The sequence below is a fragment of the Leptotrichia wadei genome (genome assembly GCF_007990545.2).
Classification (GTDB): domain Bacteria; phylum Fusobacteriota; class Fusobacteriia; order Fusobacteriales; family Leptotrichiaceae; genus Leptotrichia; species Leptotrichia wadei.
In genome coordinates this window covers 409,408-428,802 of the sequence record NZ_AP019829.2, presented here as the reverse complement: position 1 = coordinate 428,802, position 19,395 = coordinate 409,408, and the positions used below count along the sequence as shown (strand labels likewise).

Sequence of the window (19,395 nt, the reverse complement as noted above, 5' to 3'; positions counted from 1 at the left end):
TTTTAGTGGTTTCCGTCAAAATAGGAATTTTCACTTAAATTATCTTCATAAGGAGAATATTCCTTTCGTCCAAGATAAAGCTGATCCGATTTCCTTTGAATTGGAACGACAAAAAATCCCCAGTTGTTTAAATCAGTATAAATAAAAAATCTTACTGTGTTGTTTTGAATTGTATCGGTATCATTTTGAGAAATTATATTTGTAAATTCAGGCAAAATTTCCTGTGCATCCATTTCTTCATAATTATCCTCATTTTTATAGATCATCTCTTTTTTCAATTCGCCTTCTGCAGTATAAACATAAATTTTTAGTTCTTCAGCAGAAATCTTTTTATCAATCTGTCCAATTAGAATATCAGCCTTTCGTGAAGTCTGTATCATTTCCACTTTTTCCCCATCGTATTTTTCCACCCACACAGAATACGGCACAAGCGGAACTTCATTCACAATTTCCACATCTATATGCCCAAAACGCTTATAATCCAGATATTTTATAGCTCCATCCAGACAGTTCAGTTTCAGCTCGTAATCATCACGATGGCTCAGTTCCTTGTATTCAATCATCTTTCCCGGCACAAATTCCTTTAGTACTTCCTGAAATGTACTGATTTTCGTTGACTGCCCACTTAATTTTATTAATGAATACTCAAAAAGCAGCCCTTCCTTGTAATACGTATTCAAAAATTTTCTGAGCATTCCGTAAATATCAGCTTTTACGATTTTTTCAATTTCTTTTATCGTAAAAATATGTCTTGGATAATCTGTTATTGTGGTAAATATTCCATTTTCATAAGTATGAATTTTCCAGCTTTTTAACTGCGTTATATGAATATCATTCCGTTTTTCATAATTTCTAGGTACATCAAAACGTGTCCGCAGTCTTCCATCGGATGTAAAAAATTCCTTTTTAAGATTTTCAGCTGCTTCCCATAACATATAAAAGTTATTCCGTATTTTCTGATACTCTTCACTCATTTTATTCTCAAACTGCGAATATTTTGTGGGAATTACATTTTCATACTTTTCATATTCCAAATTCATATTTTCAAAAATCTTCTCAACACCGCTGTCATCAATTACCTTGTAAATTATATCGTTATCATATTTTATCAAATCATTAATAGAAACGACCCTATTTTCAGAATATTTTGCCCCAAGCACAATTTTCAAAAACTGCATAATCCTGTAAGTCAAGTCATTTCCACCAAAATTCTCATCCCCGTTTTCAAAGCTTGTCCTTATATCTAGATAATATGAAATTTTGTCCTTGCTAATCACATACTTGCAAGCCGCCAAATCCGTCGTTCCGCCACCACAATCAATAATTAATGCACTATATTCTTCATTCTCCTTATATCTCTCTTTCCTTATCTGTATCTCAATTGTATTATACAACACTGCAATCGCTTCATCCATCGCATTTTCACGAATAATCTCATATTCATAATTTTTTTCACTTGAAATTATATTTTTTTCAGAAATTTCAGAATTCTGATTTTTATTAAATTTATTTTCCACCATGAAAATTTCCTGAAACATCGTCAAAAACTGCTCCTTTAATTTTACAGGACTTGAAGCATGAATTTTTTTAAATTTGCATTTAAACATGTATTCAGCACGATTTACAACATATTTTAAGTACGCCTTTATTATATCCTTTCTTTTCACATACAGAATATTTCCAAACTCATCATTAATTTTCTCAAGTTTATTATGCTCATGAACCCACCTTTTCAAGCTGTAAAAAATCGAGCCATTGACAATATAGTCATTTCTCTCCAACTTTCTTATCACATCATACCCAAATGAATACTTAATATTATTAGCATCGCTGCAATCATCAACATAAACTAATGTTGGAAAAATCTCACGGTAACGTCTCTCTCCATCGTCAAATTTTACATAATTTATAGCATCTATCACGACATTTCCATTCAAAATATCATTAGTAGGCAAATCCTTCACATAATTTTTATCCAGATATGCCCCAAGAGCCGTATTTACTGTCCCAAAATCAATACAAAGTGGCGTATTCGTAGTTTCCAGATTTTTCACAACAAAATTTTCAATTTCAACTTTGTAATAATCCATCTGGTATGGGTAAAGTGGTGTCGTTTCATCTTCTTTTAAATTATAAAACTTATGAATAAATTTTAAGTCATTTTCCTTGAAAAATAAAAAAGAGAACTTATTATTTCTTAAAGTTTCAACTCTAAAAAATTCCTTTTTACTAATTAGAAAATACTTATTCCTGCTATTCAAATCCTTTTCCAGCTGGAAAATCCCACACAGGTAATTATTTGCATTTATAAGAAAAACATTTGCACTGCTCACATTTTCAGGAATTTCAATTTTATAATTGTCTTCCCTCATCAAATCAAGCTCCTTGTATAAAATAATCTTGTGTGGCACTCGTATCTTATTCTCGTGATGAATTCTCTCGCCAAGTTTATTATCAAAAAGTTCCTGAACATTCACAAGCCCGTTTTTATTATACTTGTCAATACAGTAATTTTCCTTGACTCCCCTATATTTCATCAAAAGTGAGATAAGCTCCTCTCTCGTGGGCGTTTCCACATGTACATTTACCAAATGTTCCTCAATTGCAATCTGATACATCTCATAGTAAGATTTTCTTCGCAATTCCTCTTCATAAAATAATCTCATTTTTACCTTGTCCCCTTTTGTCATTAATAATGAATATTTTCTTTAAATTCAAGTTTTAGTTTTGATTTATTAATTTAAAATCCAAATAAAAAGCTATAAACATAGATTTTATTGAAATTTCTCTAGCTTGTTATAAAATCAAATCTATTAAAAAGCTTTTATTTTAAGCAAAAATTTTTCTCAATTTTTCAATCATTTCCCTAACACTTCCAAACCTTTTCTGCCTGTCAAACTCCAGCCCCTTTTTTATAACTTCTTCCACTTCCTTAAATATCTCAATCTTCTCAAATCCCAAAATAACTTCCCTGCCAAACTCCAGTTCAGCCTTATAGAACCTCTTAATCGCCCCATCCACTTTCACTCCACAAAGCATAAAATATAAAAGTGCCCCAAGTGAATAAACATCGGTTCTTTCATCAATCTCAACTTTTTCTGAACAAATCTCAATCGGCGAATACCCATCTGAAACCTTAACAAACTCAACCTTTTCCTTCTTTTTTAAGCTCGCTCCAAAATCAATAATTCTGATATTTCCCCTAATATCAATCAAAATATTTGAAGGCTTCAAATCACAATGAATAATTCCCTTTTTATGAATTTTACAAACTACTTCGGCAATTTTAAAAAATATTTCCAAAATATGATTTATCCTCAATTTTCCATTTTTTATCCGATTTTCCAAAATATATTTTTTCAAGGTAACTCCACAAAAATATTCAGTAACAATATAATTTGTTCCATTTTCACTAAAAAAATCCACAAATTTAATAACATCATCCACAAATTTCCGTTTTCTTCTTTTAGATTTTTTCAAAAATTTCTCCAAAATACATTTTTCTTTCCAAAAACATTCTTTCAAATTTTCAAAATCTTTCTTGTACTTTTCAGTAAAAACCTCTTTACTATTTCTCATAACAATTTCTGAAGGATAACATTCCTTAATAATTACTTTTTCCCCTTGTCTATCTTCACACATATAAATATTGGAAAAATCACTTTTAGCTACATAATTTAAAATTTTATACTTTCTATTCAATATTGTTCCCTTTAACAAAAAATCCATTCTTATTTTCCCTTTTAAATTCTCTATTTTTCACAAAATTATTCCCATTTCTATCACGCCCAAGAACTTCCCAATTTTGCTCAATTTCCTTTTCAAGTTGTGAAATTCCATTACTTTTTACCTTATAATTTTTCTTAAAATTTCTATTATCTGCATTCAGATTTTTTCTATTATATTTTTTATTTTTAGAAACTTTCTTTTTTATTCTTGAATTATTTAATTTTTTATCACCTTTCTCCTTGCTTTTTGTAATATTTTGAGTAATTTCCAAATTTTTTGCATGATTCTTTTCTATTTCTTTATTCCCTGTTTCCACATTTTGATTTTCAACTGCATTTTCATTTTCAGCAGTTTTCTTAACTTCAACTTTAACATTTGCCAAATTTCCCTGTTCAATTTTATTATTTTCTATTTCTGCTTTTACATATAAATTATTTTCCAATAAATTTGATTTTTCACTAATCTTCTTAGCCATTACATTTTTGACATTTTCGTTTTTCCTGTTTTCAAAATTACCTTTTTGAATATTTTTTCCCACAGAAACAAGCATAAATGCAAACATTGCCGATAAAAATATATATTTTACAGTCATTTCCCGCTTTTGATTTTTCTTACTAACTTCACTTTCTAATAATTCATAATTCTTTTCCACTTCAATATCTTCAACAAAAATCGACAAAAATGGTATCACTTTACCCAATTTTTTCTCAGCAAGTTTTATCTGTTCGCTTAAACTTTGCTCAATATTTTCTTTACTTTTCTTGTCAACATACACTTCCTCAATTTCACTCTCATTAACAACTTTCCAAAATTCAGGACTCCCAGCCAGCAAATAATCATGTTTTTTCAGTCTTATTTTTTTGAATTGCTCTCCACTTATCTTTTCCACAATTCTATTTTCCCTATACAAAACAAATTCAGTTTTCCCCATATTTCCAACAATCATATTATTTTTTTCAATAATAACAACAATTTGCGAATAAAAATTTTTTAAATCAAAATTTTTTTCATTATCTTTTTCAATTTTAAGTAATTTACTTTTTTCAAAAATTACTTTATCTTTGGAAGATTGAATCATTTTTTTCATATTTTCAATTGAAAAACTACTATTTTCCAAATACTTTTCAATAATTTTATAAACTCCAATTTTTGCCAAATTTTTTCTTTTAATATTCTTTTTAATTTTTTTACTTCTAATGTCATTATTCTCTATTTTTTGATTTATCTCTATATCTTCTTGAACATATATTTTTTCCTCAAAATCAGCAATACACCAAATCCCTCTGTTCCCATTTGGAATATATGCCGAATATGTATTTTTTTCGGCAATTTGTGCATATTCCTTAAAAAAGAAAGTATTTAATTTTATATTTTTTATCATTTTTTCCCTCCTATCTTAAAAAATTTTCCAAAATTGCCACCATTTTTTATTTGCTTTTTTCTCAGCCTTTTTCAGCTTTTTCTCAATTTCGGCTATTTCATTTTGTTTTGTGCCGCTTTTTTCCAATTTTTCCTTTGCCTGTGTAAGTTTTTCAACAGCATCCTTCCATCTTTTATTTTTAAGATCTTCTTCTCCATTTTTCTTCAGCAAATACCCTTCAATTTTCTCAATTTTCTTATTTAAACCTTCAATTTTAGCCACTTGATTGCCAAAATTTCCATCTGTATTTACCTCTTCCAAAATCTTCTTAGTTTCTTCATACTTTGCTATACTTTCCTCAAATTTTTCATCTATCGCCAGTTGATCCGCTTGCATTTCCAGATTTAAGGCATTTTCTATTTTTCTTGATATTTCTTCCCGTTTTTGCCTTTCCTGCTCCATTTGCTCCTGTTGTACCTTTATTTCCATTTCTTTTGCTTGCAGTTGCTGTTGCAGCTGAATTTCCTGCTGTTTTAGCTTTTCTGAATATTCTGTTTCTTGTGATTTTAATTTTTCTGAATATTCCAATTTCTGTGCCTTCAATTTTTCAACATTTTGGCTTTCAAATTTGATAAATTCCTGTGCCTGATTTATATACTTTCCAACAATATTCACATTATTTGTATCCTTCATTTTTTGATAAATATTTTTAGCCTGTGTTAAAATGCTTATTGCTTGAGCTGGATTGTTAGCTGTTATTTGAGAAAGTCCTTCTTGCACAAGATTATTAGCAGTTTGTAAATCAGCATTTTGCTGAGAATTAAGCTCCTGTATTTTATTGTCAACCTCTCCCACTTTTACAGTATCCCCAAGCACCTGGTACATTTGTCGTGCCTGATAATATGCCTCCCTAGAAGAATTAATATTGCTCTGTGCCAATGAATCTCCCTTATTTTCTGCAAGCATTGCCCCATTATATGCAGTTTTTTCCTTATCCGATATTTCCTCTATCTTTTTCTCGATTTGTGAAACATAATCCGCTTTACCATTTGCTAGATATATATCCATCGCATTTTTATAACTAACTTTCGCCAAATTAAAACTTCCTTCATTAACCGCATTATCTCCAGCCATTTCCAAAGCCTTCGCCTCCTTCAACTTCACAGCCGAATTTATACGTGAATCCAACGTTGTCAAAATCTCTTCTGTATTCAATTCATCACGTTTATAAGTATTATCGTTCAGATTATATTTAGCCTGCTGATATTTCACATTCGCCTCATCATAATTTCCATTATTAAATAGTTCATTTCCTTCATCAATATCTGTAAATGCCTCTTTAATTTTTTCGATTTCTCCAATTTTTTTATTTATCTCATCAATTTTTTTATCTGCATCATTCCTTTTTTTCTCGGCATTTGTAAAAAACCCAATAATCCCCCTGCTTTTCGGTTTTAATTTCTCATATTCTCCAATTTCCAATTTCAAATCATCAATTGAATTATTAAAGTTCTTTTTCAAAATTTCCTCATCTGCTAGCTTTTCATATTGCGTTGCCGCCTGTAAAATTCCATTTCTTCTTTTTACATTCCAAATTACAATAAATAAAATAATCACAACAACAATCATTATTATCAATAATATTTTTTTTATAATTTTACTTCTATCCTTTTCCATCGGCTCTGGACTCGCCACCGCCTGAACTTCCACCTGTGCAATCGTATAATTTTCAATATTGTCCCTAAGCGAAGCAAGTATCCTTTTTTCCAATGAATTTAGCCATTGCTTTTTATCCTCAAATCTGGACAAATCATTTTCCATATCGTGTTCATCAATATTTTCCCAAAATCCCACAGTTGTCAAGCAAAAAATATCTTTTTCCATAAGCTCCACAGGGCTTCTTATAATATTGGGATTAATTTTCCCAAAATCTCCAATTGCCTGCAGTAAATCATTCCTTTGTCTATGGAATCTTATATCCGATACATTTAACGCTTCTTCATCCACCAAAAGCTGTGCTATCGTATCATCTTTACTTTGGGAAACAATATATCCACCTCTAATATGGTAAAATCTTGTATTCCCAACATTTCCATATAAAATTGAATTATAATTGCTTATAACGATTAAAAGAGAAGTGTGCATAAGAGAATATTTTTGGGCTTCCTCCTGTTTTTCTTTAACTTTCAAATTGGCATAATCCATCATTTCCTTAATAACATCATAATTAAATCGTGGACATAGCATAAAATATTCAATTACAGATTCTACAGCAATCCTTGCCGCAACTTTTGCTCCTTCTTCCTCATCAAATCCATCTGCCACAGCCCAAATTGCATAATTATCCAGCAAAACATATCCAAAATAATCACTATTTTCAGTCTTCGTTCCAGCCTCGCTTAAAAATTCCGTAATAAATTTTGCCTCATCCTTCCTCATCTTCCCATTTCTCCCTTTAATTTCATTAAATTTATTATTTCTACAACTATAAAAAAATTTTTAATTTTTTCTTATCTTAACAAGAATTCTTAACCCCTTGCTATAACAACTATCCAACCTTTATCCTCACTATCTTATCTTTATTTATAATTCTTTAATTTCATTAAATTATAAATTTTCCTCATAATCTTCAATTTTTACTTCTAAATCTCCATTTCTACTATTTCTATTCACAAAATTTATATTTTCATCTATTTTTTTATTATCTAAATTTTTTTCATATTTTCTTTTCACATTCTCATCTCTAGCCTTTTCTTTCTCCCAATCAAAATAATCCCCACAAAGATTTACAAACACAAATTTACTTTCTCCCATTTCCACAACCGAATAAGCTCTCAATTCCACTGTATTATAAACAGCCTCTCCATTTAAATAAATCAATCCATTGGAATCTCCAGGAGTTAGCATAAACTTTCGCTGTTTTGGATTATAACTTATTGAACAATGGTTTTTTCTAGAAATCATAGTATCTCCTAAAATTTGAATATCCATATTTTCTCCACGCCCAATGAAGTTCCGCTCACTCACAATTCTGTAATCCTTCCCCTTGTCATGTCCTTCAATACACGTAAGCCACCCAACAACAGGATCTACAGTGCTATCCTTTGACCAGTAGGCAGTAGTTCTATCTTCATCTTCCATTTGCTCAACTAAATTAATTTTATCATCTTGAACTTCCGTTTCCAATCCTTCCGATTTACAGTAGGGACACGAACTGTATCTTGAAACATCGTATATATGCCCATTTTTACATCTATCTAATTTCATTTTAAAATATTCCTCCATTTTTTATTTTATCTATTTATAAAATTCTGTAATACTAAGCTTCACTAAAAAACATAAATTTTACTTTTTTTATCTAACAAAAATTTTAATTCTTTGCTCTCACAAATATTATTTATTAATTTTTACAAATTTTACTCTTGTAATTTCCCTTTTTTATTTTAATAATATTTTTGTAGTTGCCAAATAAATAATATCACCTGATTCTACTTTTACAGGTATATTTTTTTTTAGTTTCATTTTCCGCTTATCCAGACTTTTTTCAATTCCACTCCCATTTTGTGAGCCTAAATCCTCATAGTACCAAATTCCATTAACACGATTTAAAATACCATGAGCCCTACTAACTAAATTAGAATAAATCCCCTCACTTACATCAATATCCACCCGATTTCTAGGCGATTGTTTTCCAATTAAAAGTGAAGTTGCCCTTCCAACTTTCCATATTTTCATGTCATAATCTTCTGAATCCTTCAAAAATATATGCTCAATCTGATTTTTCTCTAAATCCTCTATTTCCTTTACTCTTTCTAAAAAAACATTATGTTCCCTTTCTCTATCATTTTTTATATTTTTAATTTCCTCTTGAACTTCCACCTTTTCAAAAAATCTTTCCAAAATAAGCAAATAAAGTGTAACTCCAATATAAATAAAAATCGAAAAATAAAGACTTTTTGTAGAATATCCCGAAAAATGTACAAAAATAAATGTAAATATCAAAATCAGAATTATTAAAATATTTTTCACATTAAAAAATTTATAAGCTTTTTGGCTTCTCGCATTTAATTTCCGTTTTTCATATTTTCTAATTCCCTTATCCACTCCTAAACCATTTTTTTCACTTCTATTTTCTCCATTTTCCTTCATTCGTACAACACTTTTAAGTCTTTCCAGCCGATAAATACTGCCTCGTCCAAACGGCTGTCTAAAAATACTTCTAAAATTTGACAACAATCTTCTAATTCCCCATAACATTTCCTTTTTTCCTTCCCTCAATTTATCTTTTTTATAGTAAAACTGCCTTAAAACTGAACTCAAAAACTATGACTATTTTACTTAAAACATAAATTTATATAATTTTCAACAATTTGATTTTAAACAGGTTCGATTATTTTTTTAAAATAATATTCTATTTATTATCAGAAACCCTAAATTTCTTATAAAAATTTATAAAGTTACCTAAAATTATCATTATTTTTTTTCTTTACATCAAAAAACTGATCAAACCTACTCTTAATATTCTCTTTTTCCGACCTTGCCCTTTTCTCTCCCATTTTATCCATCCTAAAACTATTTTCAAACATTCCTTTCATTTCCTTAGCACTTTTAAAAAAATCCCTTCCGAAAGTAAAATCGTTTTGAGAAAATTCATCCTTGACATTTTCCTTTTTATTCTTATTTCTTCTTTGACTCTGAACATTTTTTCTTTTACAGTCATACTCTTCCCTTTTCTTTTCATCCCCAAGAACCTCATAAGCCTCTGTTACCTCCCGAAATTTTTTAGTAGCATTTTCATCCCCCGAATTCCTGTCTGGATGATATTTCATCGCCAATTTCCTATATTTTTTCTTTATTTCTGAAATATCAGCATTTTCAGACACACCTAATAATTCATAATAATTCATTTTTCTTCCTTTTTTATTAATTAATATTTAATGTTTATTAAATAATACTATATTTTTATATTTTTGTCAATATATTTTTAATTAAATTTTAAAATAAATAATTCAAAATTTCACAAAAAAGTCATAAATTTTACATATTTTTGTCAAAATTAAATGATATTATATATTTGTTCAAGAAAAGATATGAACAAAATAAAAAAATAAAGATAGATCTGAATGGGGATGATTAATATGAATATGAAAAATACTTTTAAAAAAATGGTTGCAATTTTGGGAATTACAGGAATATCAATAGTATCTCTCGCTATGCCGCCCAAGCCCAAAAATCCAAAGCCGAAACCAATGATCGTTCAACCAGAAAGAAAAAAAACTAATAAAATACTAGAAAAGAAACGAACTGTAAATTTTCAAGAAAAAAGAAATAATAAAAAGACTATGGTAAAAAAACATGGTAAATAATTAATACTAAATCTATTTCCTGATTTTATAAACTGAACTCAAAAATTATGACTATTTTACTCAAACCCTAAATTTATATAATTTTTAGCAGTTTAATCTTAAATAGGGTTCACTATAAATGATAAGATTAGAAAGATTTTTTTAGCAAAAAAATATGTACCTAAAAACTTAATTTTAAAGTAAAAAGTTTAAAGGTACATTTTTTATATATCATATTTATTTGTAAAAATAAAAGGACTAACATTTTTACAAAACTATTTTTTATTTTGAATCTTTTGCAAAACTATTTTTATAGCCTCGCTAATATCCTTTAATTGAGCCAATTCACTATCTTTTATCCATTTGGAAATATCAGTATTTGTATATCCTAAAGATTCTAAGGCTAATTTTAGATCTTCCTTCATTAGTGAAATTTTAGGATCAAAAGATTCTGAAGTTATCAGTTTTCCGTTCGATAGATTGCTAGTTTCTTCAAGCATTTCCGATATATCTATTTTTTTTACTTTATCCTTCAGATCCAGTATTATTTTTTGAGCCTTTTTTATTCCAAGCCCTGGAACTCTTGTAAAAATTTTAGACTCATCTTCCGTAACAATTTCAATAATTTCCCTCATATTAAAAGTCGATAATATTGCAATCGCAAGTTTTGGACCTACTCCACTTATACTTATCAAAGCCTTAAAAAGTTCCCTTTCATTTTGCGTTTTAAATCCATAAAGGGAAATATCATCTTCCTTCACATTTGTAAAAATATATAATTTTTCATCATTCCCAATATTACCTATTTTTTCAAATGTTTTCAATGATATATGAATTTTATATGCCAATCCGTTTATTTCCAAAGCAACATAATCTATTTTCTTTACTGCTAACTTTCCTAAAATATATTCAAACATCTATGCCCTTTCTTTATTATATTTTATTTATGATAAAGTTTTTTTATTTGAAATAATATAAAATTTTACTCTAACATTAATTTATAATTTTACCAATTCAACTTTTGGAATATCTTCCTCCAAAAACATAATTCCAATTTCCTTAAATTTTTCCTGCCCATCTGTCACATAATATTTTACTTCTTCATCTTTTTTCGCATCATTTTTTAAAAATTCATTTTGCTCCAAAATTTCCTTTAAATCTAAAGCTGTTTCCTTGGCTGGATCTACTATTTTTATATCTGGATAAATTTTACTTATGGCATCTTTTAACAAAGGATAATGAGTACATCCCAATATCAAAGTATCTACTTTCCCCTTAAAATCATCAAGATATGTTTTTATTATCTGATTTACCAGCTTTCCACTTAAAATTCCTTCTTCCACCGCTGGAACAAAAAGTGGGCAAGCTTTTTGAAGCACTTCCACTTTTTTATTAAAAAGTTTTATTTCCTCTTCATATTTTCCAGATTGTATAGTCGCCTTCGTTCCGATTACACCGATTTTACCACTTTTTGTTGCTTCTATTGCCGTTCTCGCCCCAGCTTCAATTACTCCAATAATCGGAATCTTAAAAGTTTCCTTCAATTCCTTTAATGCAAGTGCAGTGGCTGTATTACAAGCTACTACAATAGCACTCACATTTTTTTCCAGCAAAAATTCAACGATTTCCTTTGAATATCTTATAATCAGCTCTTTTGTCTTTTCTCCATACGGAACTCTTGCCGTATCTCCAAGATAATATATTTTTTCATCTGGCAAAACTTTTCTAATTTCCTTTAATACAGTAAGCCCTCCGATTCCCGAATCAAATACTCCGATAGACATGTTATTTTCCTTTCTGTTATTTATTTTTTATTTTTATAAAATAAAATTGAGCCGTTATAAAAACAGCTCTTTTTTATTATTTCATAATCAATTCTCCACTATAAGTCAACGTTCCGTCGGTTGCAATATAAGTTCCAACAATTTTTCCCCTGCTATTTTTGTTCACTCCTGAATTTAAATTTACCGTATAAGTCAAATTTGGTCGTTGAGTCGCTGTTATTTCCACATCTTTTGTAGGATACAAGTTATATTTTTTTTCACCTATTTCTGCTACTGCCACTATATCATTTTTACTTATAATTTTCATTTTCTTTGCTGAATTATTATTATTATTTTTACCAAAAATTGAATTAAAGAATTGCTCTATTTTATTTCCCTTTTGAGCATTATTATTTTCAGCATTATTGTTATTAAATTCATTGCCGTTATTGTTACTATTTCTATTACTATTTTGATTATTGTTGTAATTACGTCTATTCTTATTGCTATTATCACCTGCATAAGCATAACTATTTCCACCATTTTTCTTTGCATAGCCATTTATATAGTAATCATTTATTTCTCTTGCTCCAATTGCATTTCTATCCTTCGCATGATTTGAACCTAAAATAACAGCTATCATTCTATCATCACCTCTACTTGCAGTCAATACGATATTTGAACCTGCGGCATCGTGATAACCTGTCTTTAATCCATCTACTCCTTGCACATTTCCCAAAAGAGTATTTGTAGAAGTCACTTTTGTATTTCCATTGTCAATGTATTCTACTTTATTTTTTGAAAAATTTAAATATTCACTATAATCTTTTAGTGTTATTTGAGCCAATTTATACAAATCACGTGCATTTCCTTGATCCATGCAAGAACCTGTATAACTAGGCGGCAACCCATTTGGAGAACAATATCTAAGTGAATCTAACCCATAACTTTTTGCTTTTTCGTTCATCGAATGTACAAAACTCGGTACATCTCCTCCCACATATTCAGCAAGTGCATAAGCAGCATTATTTGATGATTTGATAATTGTTGCCTTTAATAAATCCCTTACCGTATACTGTTTCCCAGCTGTTAATTTCACCCCGTAAGGAACTGAAGCAGCCTTTGACGAAATTGTTACTTTATCATCATAGGAAATTTGCCCTGTCTTTATTTTATCTAATGTCAATATTGATGTCATAATTTTCGTAACTGATGCCAAAGGTCGAACAGCTAAACTATTATCTTCCTTTATAATATTTCCATTTACATCTCCAATTAACAGTGCCTTATAATCATGGTAGTTTTCACCATCAGCAAATGAAAATGCCGATATAGCCAAAAATGCCATAGACAACACCATTTTTTTACTTTTAATGCCAATTTTTACTTTTTTTCTCATTTCCTTTTCTTTCCTCTTTCTATATCTAATAATTTTTCTAAAGAATATTATATCATAATTCCATTACAACATCAAACTTATTTTCAACTTATTTTATCATTACAGACACATACCTCTCAAAAAGTATTATTAATATTTCTTTAAATCTAACTAGATTAAATATTATATAATATATTATTTTTAACAATAAAAGAAAAAGAGGCATCAGCCCCTTTTAAAATTATCAAATATACCAATGATATACTAAAATATAAATTTGATTTTCTTATAAAAAATAAAAACTATTTAAAATTGTTGACGATAAGAAGCACCGCCATATCTTAATGTTGCTACATTTCTATCTCCATTTTTACTCCAAGATATTGGTATATCTATTGTCCCTTTATTTACATTTACTCTAACTGATGAAGGCAGATTTTCTCCATCTTCTGGAACATAAATATTACTTGCTGCCCTTACTAGCATTTCGTGAGCCGATTCTGTCGGAACGCTTACACTAAAGGTTCTTTCTGCAGTATCTACTCCAGCCTTTGCAGTTGCAGTCAATGTTGCACCTTTACTTCCGCCACCGTAAAACTGCTTATTAACTCTTCCAGATACTGAATATAAGCTTGAATTTGAAGAATGCCATCTTATTGTAACTGGAACTCCGTTTGAGGCAGTCATTGATTTCGGAAGATGTCCTCCTTCAGAAACTGACAACTTGCCTATTACTTCTTGAACCGCTGCAGAATTTCTAGGATCTGATTTTCCTTGAATTTCGTTACTTCCGTTATTATCACCATTATTCTGAACTTCATACCGCATTTGAATATTTCCTTCATTTTCAAGAATTTTTTTATCCATGTCATATATTGCACTTTTAGATGAAATTTGATTTTTACCTTGGTAAGTTACTACATTTCCATTTAATTTTATTTTTTTATCCTTTAGATAAATTATAGCCTTGTCAGCACTTGTATTAATCGCTCTAAACTGTGGCAATGTACTTACGATTTTTATGTTATTTCTAGCATATCCTTCCTGCTTATTCATATCCATATACAAATAATTTGCAGTCATCTTAGTGTTATTTTTAAAGTCAACCATAACCTTATCCCTTGCAAGTATAAGGTTTCTTCTTGAATCCATTTCATTATATTGAGAATCTAATGTAATATCCTTATAGGTCATGTGAACATTCTCTTTAATCTCACTACGTGTAATACTCATATTGCTTCCATTTTTATGAGAAACAAAATAAACTTTTGCTGTATTTCCAATAAAATGGACTGCTTCTGATTCTACAAGTGGTCTTGGATCATTTACCAGATCTTTTACATTTCCACGAATCTTACCTTTAACATGCCCGTCAAATCTAAATTCCTTTTTCTCAAAACTTCCCTGTCCAATATCAGATGAAATTTTATCCCCTTGAATACTTGTCATTTCCATTTTATTTGCAAAAATATCTTTTGAAATTGTATTCATTTTTCCATTTGCACCATGAACATTAAAGTTTTGTTTTTTTACATTAAAAGGTCCATTCATAGTAGCATTTCCTGTAGGAAAAACATACACAAGCCCTGTTCCATCCATTTTATAATCATCGTAATTAGCAGTATAATAATCACTTGTTGTCATAGTGTGTGTTTTCAAATCATAAACTCCACTTCTATAAGTTCCTGTCGTTCTTCTCGGCAAATAATTATACGTACCATTTCCATCACCAGTTATTATATTGGCAATTTTATCATAAAAGACATGATCTCCTGTAATTATCATAGTTTTTCCTGTATATCTTACATGCCCTCTTCCATCAACTTGTTTCTTATCAACAAGATAAACAGCACTGTCTCCTGTAATTACACTTTCTTTACTCTTATAAACAACATGTCCATTTCCATTAATTTGTTTTTTCTTGATGAAATACACAGCACTGTCTGCTGTAATTACACTTTCTTTCCCTATATAAACAACATTCCCAAAACCTTCTACTCTTTCATCATCACCATTCATATAATAATCTGCCTTTTGAGCATCCAGCTTGCTTTCAGGAGAAGTGTAATGCACATGACCTTCTGCATTTCCTATTTTATTAATGTCATCATATCGCATTTTATCTGCTGTAAGCATTCTTTTAGTTTTTTCTTCCTTATAGACAACATGACCTTCTGCAAAACTTACCTTTGTCGGATCATTATATGTAATCTTATCTGCAGTCATAGTTTTTTTATCTTTTTTATTATTATATTTTGCATGTCCTGTAGCTACAATCGTTTCAAACTTCGTCGTTGTTTCAACTTTATCCGCTTCAGAAAAAGTGTCATCAAAAGTATTTACCAGTTTTGTTTTTACTGGCGAAATTAGCTGATCTCCCTGTTTTTTATAATCTACCCGTTCTGTATAAATTTCCCACTTTCTATCCTTCGTTGTTCCAACAACTTTTTTCATCAATGAAACATCAAGCGTCTTAGTATTTACAATCCCTTCTTTTCCAGAAATTACCATCTGTTTTTTTACAAGATCTATAATCACATTTTTAAATTTAATGACTTCATCTCCTTCAGATCCGATTTGCTCATCTGCATAAACGATTGCCTCATCTTTTAATCTGTACACAACTTTTTTAGCCTTCATATCCTTTTGCATCTGATCAAGCGGTGCCGGAATTTTTTTAAAAAATACAGCATATATAAAATATATCAGTATTAATACAAGTCCTCCATAACCTATTCTCTTCCACATTATTTTTTCTCCTATTTATTATCTTTTTTCATATTTTCCTTCAATTCAAACAAAAATTTCATTGCATCCATTGGTGTAATATTATTTATATCGTAATCTTCTATCTTATTCATAATTTTTCGTAATTTTTCCTTTTCTTCTTCAATTTGTGCTAATTTTTCCTCATAAAGCTGATTATTTTCAACATTTTTAAAATCTTTTTCAGCTTCGTCAAAATTATCTTCAAATTCTAAATTTCCTCCAAAAAGCGAGAGCTGATGAACATCCACCGTTTTCTCAATAAGCTCCTTTTTCTGTTCCAGCCGTTTTAAAACTTTCTTGCTTTCAACAAGTATTTCCTTCGGAAGCCCCGCCAATTTCGCTACTTCAATTCCATAAGACTTATCAGCTCCACCTTTTACAATATTTCGCAAAAACATCACTTTTCCCTGCTTTTCATCCACTTCTATCCGATAATTTACAATATGTGCAAATTTATTTTCTAAATCAGTAAGTTCGTGATAATGTGTTGCAAATACTGTCTTAGCACCGATTTTATCATGAATATACATTGAAATGGCAGTTGCAATGGAGACTCCATCGGTTGTGGAAGTTCCACGTCCAACTTCATCAAGTATTATCAGACTTTTTTCAGTCGCATTGTTCAGAATGTTGGAAACTTCACTCATTTCCACCATAAATGTACTTTGCCCAGTCAAAATATCATCAGAAGCCCCAATCCGTGTCAAATATTTGTCTATAATTGATAAATTTGCTTTTTTCGCAGGGACAAAAGAACCAATCTGAGCCATTATGGAAATTAATGCGATTTGCTTCATATACGTTGATTTTCCCGACATATTAGGTCCTGTTAGCACAACAAAACTTTCCTTTTCAGTAAAGACTGTATCATTTGAAACATAATCCGTCCTTCCAATCAGCTTTTCCACAACTGGATGCCTTCCGCCCTCAATTTCAAAGGAATATTCCTCGTTCATTTCAGGTTTTGCATAATCATTTTCAATGGCACTTACAGCAAAAGATACCATTACATCAATGTATGCCAGCCTTTCTGCAAGTTCTGACAAAATTTTTCGATGTTCCTTGAGTTTCCCGCTAATTTCCTTGAACAAATGATATTCCAAATCTTCGATTTTTGCTTTGGAATTTATTATTGTATCTTCGTATTTTTTCAGCTCAGGCGTAATATACCTTTCTGAGTTTGAAAGAGTCTGTTTTCTTATGTAATGTTCTGGCACCATATCCAGATTTGCTTTTGTAATTTCAATAAAATAACCAAAAACCTTGTTAAATTTTATTTTCATATTTCGAATTCCAGTTGCTTCCCTTTCACGCTGTTCAATATCCAGCAAAAAGTCCTTCCCAGAATTCATAATATTTCTAATTTCATCCAGTTCCGCATTGTATCCAGATTTTATAATTCCGCCTTCACGTACTGAAAATGGCGCATCTTCATTTATACTGTCGTCAATTATTTTATAACACTCAAACAAAATATTTGCATCAATATCCTTAAAAAAATCCGTATTTTCCAAAATTTTCATTATTTCAACAGCCGATTTTATCGTTTTTTTCAATGCTGTCAAATCTTTTCCATTTTCACTTCCAAAGATTATTTTCCCCAAAAGCCGCTCTAAATCGTAAATATTCTCAAGTTTTTCCCTCAAATCCTCACGAATCAAGATATTATCAATAAAATACTGTACATCTTCCTGTCTTTTCTGTATTTTTTCAATATTTAAAAGCGGATTATTTATAAATCTTTTTAAAAGCCGTGTTCCCATCGAAGTTTTACACTCGTCCAGCACCCACAGAAGCGAGCCATAAACAGTTTTTTCCCTCTGATTTTTCAAAAGTTCCAGATTTCTGCTCGTAATCGCATTTATTTCAGCATAATTGGAAATATTCACAAACTCAATTTTTTCCACAGTCAGCTCATGTTCAACCTGCATAGTAGCAGCATAATCAAGTGCCATGGCTGCAGCTCCAATTATCGCCTTTTTATCTTTAATCCCATAACTTTCAAGCGACACAATCTCAAAATAATCCATAAGATATTTTGCACTATCCCGAACCTTATTCACAAAAGTTACAACTGAATCATTCTTTTGTAAAAAATCATCTAACTTTTCCTTTATTTCTCCATAAAAATCCTCTGTAACAAGCACTTCCTTAGGCTCAATCTTATTAATCTCATTAAATAATTTTACAAAATCATCATCCTTTTCAACTTCTGTTACCTTAAACTCTCCAGTAGTTATATCAATATACGCAATTCCAAGTTTATTCTCAATTTTCAAAATACTCATCAAGTAATTATTGCTCTTGGCATCAAGTGCCTCTACATCCACAACTGTCCCTGGCGTTATAATCTTCACAACTTCCCGTTTTACAATTCCCTTTGCCATCTTCGGATCTTCTGTCTGCTCACAAATCGCAACTTTATACCCTTTTGAAACAAGTTTTGTTATATATGAATCTGCCGAATGAAACGGAACTCCTGCAAGCGGTACATCTACATTTTTTTCCTTATTTCTCGAAGTAAGCGTAAGTCCCAGCTCCCGTGACGCTTTCACCGCATCCTCAAAAAACATTTCATAAAAATCACCCAATCTAAAAAACAATATAGAATCCTCAAAATTTGATTTTATCTCCTTATATTGCTTCATAAGCGGTGTATCTGCCATCGTTATTTTACCTCTGTTCTATCTTTATTTTTTCGTTCTTAAATTTTATCATAGTTTATTTTCTTTTTCAATTTTTTAAAAAATTAATAAAAATTATCCCCTACTTATTTCTTATTAAATTATAGAAAATAAATTATAGAAAATAAATTTTTGTTAATAAACATTTTTTCTATATTTTATATTTTTTCTTTTTGTATACGTAAAGGGGATCAATCACCATACCTCTGCACTCCCGCTCTCAAATTTTAATTTCACAGCAAAAGACAAAACTCACTTTTAATAAAAGTTATTTTAATCTCATGAACTTGTTATCAATTCAAATAAAATAGAAAAGCTCAAACAAGTTGTATTTTACCGAAAAATTAAAATCTCGGAAATTTATAAT

At 29.9% G+C, this 19,395-nt stretch carries 13 protein-coding genes; 1 reads left to right on the top strand and 12 read right to left on the bottom strand.

What is annotated here, in order from left to right; genetic code table 11:
* Positions 1-2 precede the first annotated feature (2 nt).
* The 7 genes from FVE73_RS02080 to FVE73_RS11005 all read right to left on the bottom strand — a co-directional run bounded on the left by FVE73_RS02080 (position 3) and on the right by FVE73_RS11005 (position 9,996).
* Entirely contained in the window at positions 3-2,666 is a 2,664-nt protein-coding gene (locus FVE73_RS02080; protein WP_018499515.1) for an acetate and sugar kinases/Hsc70/actin family protein, read from the bottom strand.
* A gap of 163 nt (positions 2,667-2,829) precedes the next feature.
* Positions 2,830-3,729 carry a serine/threonine-protein kinase gene (locus FVE73_RS02075; protein ID WP_018499516.1) on the bottom strand — a complete coding sequence of 300 codons (900 nt, stop codon included), beginning with the start codon at positions 3,727-3,729 and terminating at the stop codon, positions 2,830-2,832.
* Positions 3,695-5,110: a hypothetical protein gene (locus FVE73_RS02070; protein ID WP_018499517.1), complete on the bottom strand. Its 1,416-nt coding sequence runs from the start codon at positions 5,108-5,110 to the stop codon at positions 3,695-3,697. The genes FVE73_RS02075 and FVE73_RS02070 overlap by 35 nt, the downstream gene beginning before the upstream one ends.
* A 15-nt stretch (positions 5,111-5,125) precedes the next feature.
* Positions 5,126-7,528, bottom strand: coding sequence for a PP2C family protein-serine/threonine phosphatase (locus tag FVE73_RS02065; RefSeq protein ID WP_018499518.1), 2,403 nt, complete (start codon positions 7,526-7,528; stop codon positions 5,126-5,128).
* Positions 7,529-7,696: 168 nt separating this feature from the next.
* Positions 7,697-8,356, bottom strand: coding sequence for an FHA domain-containing protein (locus FVE73_RS02060; RefSeq protein WP_018499519.1), 660 nt, complete (start codon positions 8,354-8,356; stop codon positions 7,697-7,699).
* A 171-nt stretch (positions 8,357-8,527) separates the two neighbouring features.
* Positions 8,528-9,346, bottom strand: a complete 819-nt coding sequence (locus FVE73_RS02055) for an FHA domain-containing protein (protein WP_018499520.1) — start codon at positions 9,344-9,346, stop codon at positions 8,528-8,530.
* A gap of 200 nt (positions 9,347-9,546) precedes the next feature.
* The gene (locus FVE73_RS11005; protein ID WP_018499521.1) at positions 9,547-9,996 is read right to left on the bottom strand and encodes a DnaJ domain-containing protein; all 450 of its coding nucleotides are present in this window, start codon (positions 9,994-9,996) and stop codon (positions 9,547-9,549) included.
* 231 nt (positions 9,997-10,227) lie between these two features.
* On the opposite strand from FVE73_RS11005, the gene FVE73_RS02045 reads away from it, so the two are divergent.
* Positions 10,228-10,455 carry a hypothetical protein gene (locus FVE73_RS02045; RefSeq protein WP_018499522.1) on the top strand — a complete coding sequence of 76 codons (228 nt, stop codon included), beginning with the start codon at positions 10,228-10,230 and terminating at the stop codon, positions 10,453-10,455.
* A 254-nt stretch (positions 10,456-10,709) separates the two neighbouring features.
* Here the strand turns inward: FVE73_RS02045 and ruvA are convergent, their stop codons facing one another.
* From ruvA to mutS, 5 genes are all read right to left on the bottom strand, one after another.
* A complete protein-coding gene (gene ruvA / locus FVE73_RS02040) occupies positions 10,710-11,351 on the bottom strand; it encodes a Holliday junction branch migration protein RuvA (RefSeq protein ID WP_018499523.1) in 642 nt (213 codons plus the stop codon).
* Positions 11,352-11,432: 81 nt separating this feature from the next.
* Positions 11,433-12,218, bottom strand: coding sequence for a glutamate racemase (murI, locus tag FVE73_RS02035; protein WP_018499524.1), 786 nt, complete (start codon positions 12,216-12,218; stop codon positions 11,433-11,435).
* 76 nt (positions 12,219-12,294) lie between these two features.
* Positions 12,295-13,596 carry a D-alanyl-D-alanine carboxypeptidase family protein gene (locus FVE73_RS02030; RefSeq protein WP_018499525.1) on the bottom strand — a complete coding sequence of 434 codons (1,302 nt, stop codon included), beginning with the start codon at positions 13,594-13,596 and terminating at the stop codon, positions 12,295-12,297.
* A 285-nt stretch (positions 13,597-13,881) separates the two neighbouring features.
* Positions 13,882-16,323: an LptA/OstA family protein gene (locus FVE73_RS02025; protein ID WP_018499526.1), complete on the bottom strand. Its 2,442-nt coding sequence runs from the start codon at positions 16,321-16,323 to the stop codon at positions 13,882-13,884.
* 11 nt (positions 16,324-16,334) lie between these two features.
* Complete coding sequence (mutS, locus tag FVE73_RS02020) at positions 16,335-19,010, bottom strand: DNA mismatch repair protein MutS (RefSeq protein ID WP_018499527.1); 2,676 nt, start codon at positions 19,008-19,010, stop codon at positions 16,335-16,337.
* Between the last annotated feature and the right edge of the window lie 385 nt (positions 19,011-19,395).

Bases quoted from the DNA above. Each gene is read 5' to 3' on its own strand.
- ruvA (WP_018499523.1), bottom strand. From the start codon at position 11,351: ATGTTTGAATATATTTTAGGAAAGTTAGCAGTAAAGAAAATAGATTAT.
- FVE73_RS02070 (WP_018499517.1), bottom strand. From the start codon at position 5,110: ATGATAAAAAATATAAAATTAAATACTTTCTTTTTTAAGGAATATGCA.
- FVE73_RS02030 (WP_018499525.1), bottom strand. From the start codon at position 13,596: ATGAGAAAAAAAGTAAAAATTGGCATTAAAAGTAAAAAAATGGTGTTG.
- FVE73_RS02060 (WP_018499519.1), bottom strand. From the start codon at position 8,356: ATGAAATTAGATAGATGTAAAAATGGGCATATATACGATGTTTCAAGA.
- FVE73_RS02025 (WP_018499526.1), bottom strand. From the start codon at position 16,323: ATGTGGAAGAGAATAGGTTATGGAGGACTTGTATTAATACTGATATAT.
- FVE73_RS02080 (WP_018499515.1), bottom strand. From the start codon at position 2,666: ATGAGATTATTTTATGAAGAGGAATTGCGAAGAAAATCTTACTATGAG.
- murI (WP_018499524.1), bottom strand. From the start codon at position 12,218: ATGTCTATCGGAGTATTTGATTCGGGAATCGGAGGGCTTACTGTATTA.
- mutS (WP_018499527.1), bottom strand. From the start codon at position 19,010: ATGGCAGATACACCGCTTATGAAGCAATATAAGGAGATAAAATCAAAT.
- FVE73_RS02055 (WP_018499520.1), bottom strand. From the start codon at position 9,346: ATGTTATGGGGAATTAGAAGATTGTTGTCAAATTTTAGAAGTATTTTT.
- FVE73_RS02065 (WP_018499518.1), bottom strand. From the start codon at position 7,528: ATGAGGAAGGATGAGGCAAAATTTATTACGGAATTTTTAAGCGAGGCT.
- FVE73_RS02075 (WP_018499516.1), bottom strand. From the start codon at position 3,729: ATGGATTTTTTGTTAAAGGGAACAATATTGAATAGAAAGTATAAAATT.
- FVE73_RS02045 (WP_018499522.1), top strand. From the start codon at position 10,228: ATGAATATGAAAAATACTTTTAAAAAAATGGTTGCAATTTTGGGAATT.
- FVE73_RS11005 (WP_018499521.1), bottom strand. From the start codon at position 9,996: ATGAATTATTATGAATTATTAGGTGTGTCTGAAAATGCTGATATTTCA.